This is a genomic window from Micromonospora sp. NPDC003776 (assembly GCF_053605645.1).
Genome location: NZ_JBSGJR010000590.1, coordinates 1 through 4,209, shown reverse-complemented (window position 1 = coordinate 4,209; position 4,209 = coordinate 1). Strand labels below are relative to the sequence as shown.

Below are 4,209 nucleotides of genomic sequence, written 5' to 3'. Positions count from 1 at the left end.
GGTGCCGCCGCCGGTGCCCGCGAAGTCCGGGGTGGTGGGCGTGCCGTCGACGTCCCGGGTGCCGCCGAAGCCGTACGGCGAGACGGGGGCCGCCAGCAGCAGGCCGGCCACCCGGTCGGGGTGGTCGATCAGCAGCCGCATCGCCACCCCGCCGCCGAGCGAGTGCCCGACCACCACCGGCCGGGCGCCCGGGGCGAAGAGCCCGGGGGCGTCGAGCAGGGCGGCCACGTCGTCGGCGAAGTCCCGCAGGCCGCGGGTCGCGTCGACGGGGGCGGTGTCGGTGTCGCCGTACCCGCGCAGGTCGGGGGCGACCACCCGGAGCGTCCCCGGCAGCCGGGGCAGCAGCGGCTGCCAGAACGCGGCCGAGGAGCAGTTGCCGTGCACCAGCAGCACCGGTACGCCGTCCGGCGGACCGGCCACCCGGACCGCCTGGGTGATGCCGTTTCCCTGGACGGTGTGCCGCACGCTCTCCATCGGCGCATGGTGGCACCTCGGCGCGGCCAGGTCCATGTGCGCGGGCGCCACACCGCGCCCGGGTCCGGTGTGGACCGGCGGGGTCAGCGCGAGACGTCGGTGGGGAGCGGCACGGTCCCGCCGCGCGGCTTCACCGGCTCGGTCGGCTCCACCGGCTGCCGGGGCGACGGCACGGGCAGCGGCACGGTGAACCGCTGGTCGCGGCGCGGCATCCCGAAGTGCAGCCCCACCGGGTCGGTGCGGGCCACGCCCGGGTCGAAGAACCGCAGCTCGGTGCGGCCCACCCGGACCACGTCGCCGTCGGCGAGCGGCACGCCGCCGCTGATCCGCCGGTCGTTGAGCCAGGTGCCGTTGGTCGAGCCGAGGTCGGTCAGCCAGACCCCCTCGGCGGTCGACTGGACCGTGGCGTGCCGCCGGCTGAGGTGCGGGTCGGTGAGCACGATGTCGGCGCTCGGCGCCCGGCCGATCACCTGCGCGGCCCGGCCGACCCGGAAGCTCAGTCCGCGCATCGTCCCACCCGCCACGGTCAGCAGCGGCATCAGCTCCGGGTGCTCCTCCATGGACTTCTCGCCCCTCCGCCCCACCATCGCCCCCGCGTCAGGGTGCCACCTCACCGTAGCCGCCTCCACCGCCGCGCGGTCACCCCCGCGACCCCGGCCGGTCACCTTCCGTTCGCCGGTTCGGCGGTCCGCGCCCCGCCGCACGCCCGTCGATCCGGCGGGCCGCCAGCACCTACCGGTGAGTAATGTTCGGGTCTAGACTTCGGCCATGACGGCTGTGCATGTCCCGGGGACCCCGATCATCGAGGACGGCCGGCTGGTGTCCACCAGCCCGGCGACCGGCGCGGAGGCCGGACGGCTGCCGGTGGCGACCGAGGCGGACGTACGGGACGCGGTGGCCCGCGCCCGGAACGCCGCCGAGTGGTGGGCCGGGCTCGGCTTCACCGGCCGGCGGGAGCGGCTGCTGCGCTGGCGCGGCGTGCTCGCCCGGCGGATCGAGGAGTTGGCCGAACTGGTGCACACCGAGGGCGGCAAGCCGGTCGCGGACGCCGTCGTCGAGATCCTCACCGCGCTGGAGCACATCGACTGGGCGGCCCGCAACGCCAAGCGGGTGCTCGGGCCCCGGCGGGTCCGCACCCGGCTGATCCTGGCCGAGTTCACCGGCCACCTGGAATACCAGCCGTACGGCGTGGTCGGCGTGATCGGGCCGTGGAACTATCCCGTCTTCACCCCGATCGGCTCGACCGCCTACGCGCTGGCCGCGGGTAACGCCGTGGTGTTCAAGCCGAGCGAGTACACCCCGGCCGTCGGGCAGTGGCTGGTGGACCGGTTCGCCGAGGTGGTGCCGGAGCAGCCGGTGTTCCAGGCGGTGCACGGCCTCGGCGACGTGGGGGCGGCGCTGTGCCGCGCCGGGGTGGGCAAGCTGGCCTTCACCGGCTCCACCCGTACCGCCAAGAAGGTGATGGCGGCCTGCGCCGAGACGCTGACGCCGGTGCTGCTGGAGGCGGGCGGCAAGGACGCGATGATCGTGGACGCCGACGCCGACCTGGACGCGGCCGCCGAGGCGTGCGTCTGGGGCGGGCTGACCAACGCCGGCCAGACCTGCATCGGGATCGAGCGGGTCTACGCCGTCGACCAGGTCTTCGACGCCTTCGTCGACAAGGTGGTGGCGAAGGCCGGCCGGTTGACCGTGGGCCCGGAGGGCGCCGACATCGGCCCGATCACCATGCCGTCGCAACTGGACATCATCCGCCGGCACATCGAGGACGGCGTGGCGCGCGGCGGCCGGGCGGTGCTGGGCGGGGCCGACGCGGTCAAGCCGCCGTACGTCCACCCGACCGTGCTGGTGGACGTGCCGGAGGACGCGGCCGCGGTGCGCGAGGAGACCTTCGGTCCGACGCTCACCGTCAACCGGGTCCGCGACGTGGACGAGGCCGTCGAGCGGGCCAACGCCCTCCCGTACGGTCTCGGGGGTTCGGTCTTCGGCCGCAAGCGGGCGGTGGCGGTCGCGCGGCGGCTGCGCTCCGGGATGGCGTCGATCAACTCGACGCTCACCTTCGCCGGGATGTCCACCCTGCCGTTCGGCGGGGTCGGCGACTCCGGCTTCGGCCGGATCCACGGCGAGGACGGGCTGCGCGAGTTCGGCCGGGCCAAGTCGATCACCCGGCGCCGGGCCCGGTCGATGCTGCCGGCGATGACCTTCGAGCGCACCCCGGCGGACGTCGCCCGCCTGGTCAAGGCCGCCAAGCTGATGTACGGCCGGGGACGCTGACGGCCCCGGCCGGGCGGCTCAGAACAGGGTCAGCTCGTCCCGCTCGATGCCGCGCAGCTTGTCGTAGTCGACCACCACGCAGCGGATGCCGCGGTCGGTGGCGAGCACCCGGGCCTGCGGCTTGATCTCCTGGGCGGCGAAGACGCCGGTGACCGGGGCGAGCAGCGGGTCGCGGTTCATCAGTTCGAGGTAGCGGGTGAGCTGCTCCACACCGTCGATCTCGCCGCGCCGCTTCACCTCGACGGCGACCGCGCCGGAGTTGGCGTCCCGGCAGAGCAGGTCGACCGGGCCGATCGCGGTCATGTACTCCCGCCGCACCAGCGTGAAGCCCTCGCCGAGGGTCTCCGGGTTGGCCGCGAGCAACTCCTGCAGGTGCGCCTCGACGCCGTCCTTGCGCAGGCCCGGATCGACGCCCAGCTCGTACGAGCTGTCCTGGAAGATCTCCTCCAGGGTGATCCGCAGCTCCTCGCCGGCCTTGTTGACCACCCGCCAGACCCCGGGGGCCTCCTCCAACCGGCACGGCGGGCTCATCCAGTTCAGCGGCTTGTACGCCCGGTCGTCCGCGTGGATCGACACCGAGCCGTCCGCCTTCACCATGAGCAGCCGGGTGGCCAACGGCAGGTGTGCCGAGAGTCGTCCGACGTAGTCCACCGAGCACTTCGCAATCACCAACCGCACCCGACGAGGGTAGCGGAGCACCCGACCGTCGCCGACGAGCGCCACTGGCGTACCGGTGCGATATTGAGATCGTGCTCGAAGTCCTCACCGGTTCCGGCCTCGCCGCCTCGGCCGGCCTGAACGCCTACATCCCGCTGCTCCTGATGGGTCTGCTGGCGCGCTACACCGACCTGGTCGACCTGCCGCGCGCCTGGCAGTGGCTGGACAACGGCTGGGTCGTGCTGATCCTCGCCGTGCTGCTCGCCGTCGAGGTGGTCGCCGACAAGGTGCCGGTGGTCGACCACGTCAACGACGTGGTGCAGACCGTGGTCCGGCCGACCGCCGGTGGCCTGGCGTTCGGCGCCGGTTCCAGCTCGCAGACCGTCACGGTCAGCGACCCGGACACCTTCTTCTCCTCGCACCAGTGGGTGCCGGTGCTGGTCGGGGTGCTCATCGCGCTCGGCGTGCACCTGCTCAAGGCGGCGGCCCGCCCGGTGATCAACGCGACCACCGCCGGCTTCGGCGCCCCGGTCGCCAGCACCGCCGAGGACGCCACCAGCGCCGTCATGTCGGTGGTGGCGATCCTGCTGCCCGTGCTGGTGCTGGTCTTCCTGCTCGGCCTCGTGGCGTTCCTCTTCTGGTTCCTGCGCCGGCGCAAGGACCGACGCCGGGAACGGGCGGCGGCTCGGGCCGCCGGGTTCCGGGTCTGATCCCGCTGCCCGCTCCGGGCTCCCGCACTGGTACGTAGACACGCCGCTGGCCGGCACCCCGGGTTCGGGGTGCCGGCCAGCGTGTTGCTCAGGTGTG

General features: G+C 73.9%; 5 protein-coding genes. 2 read left to right on the top strand and 3 right to left on the bottom strand.

Features of this window, described 5'->3' with window-relative positions:
- Together ACWEVO_RS31490 and ACWEVO_RS31485 are read right to left on the bottom strand one after the other, a co-directional pair.
- The coding region (locus tag ACWEVO_RS31490; RefSeq protein ID WP_452311098.1) for an alpha/beta fold hydrolase at nucleotides 1–474 on the bottom strand (474 nt) is incomplete at its 3' end.
- Nucleotides 475–557: 83 nt separating this feature from the next.
- A complete protein-coding gene (locus ACWEVO_RS31485; protein WP_452311097.1) occupies nucleotides 558–1,034 on the bottom strand; it encodes an FHA domain-containing protein in 477 nt (158 codons plus the stop codon).
- A 208-nt stretch (nucleotides 1,035–1,242) separates the two neighbouring features.
- On the opposite strand from ACWEVO_RS31485, the gene ACWEVO_RS31480 reads away from it, so the two are divergent.
- A complete protein-coding gene (locus ACWEVO_RS31480) occupies nucleotides 1,243–2,745 on the top strand; it encodes an aldehyde dehydrogenase family protein (RefSeq protein WP_452311096.1) in 1,503 nt (500 codons plus the stop codon).
- Between the two features lie 18 nt (nucleotides 2,746–2,763).
- Here ACWEVO_RS31480 and nucS read toward each other — a convergent pair whose 3' ends face one another.
- Complete coding sequence (gene nucS / locus ACWEVO_RS31475; RefSeq protein ID WP_452311095.1) at nucleotides 2,764–3,423, bottom strand: endonuclease NucS; 660 nt, start codon at nucleotides 3,421–3,423, stop codon at nucleotides 2,764–2,766.
- 71 nt (nucleotides 3,424–3,494) lie between these two features.
- On the opposite strand from nucS, the gene ACWEVO_RS31470 reads away from it, so the two are divergent.
- On the top strand, nucleotides 3,495–4,112 hold the full coding sequence (locus ACWEVO_RS31470) for a DUF4126 domain-containing protein (protein ID WP_452311094.1): 618 nt from the start codon (nucleotides 3,495–3,497) through the stop codon (nucleotides 4,110–4,112).
- Nucleotides 4,113–4,209 lie beyond the last annotated feature (97 nt).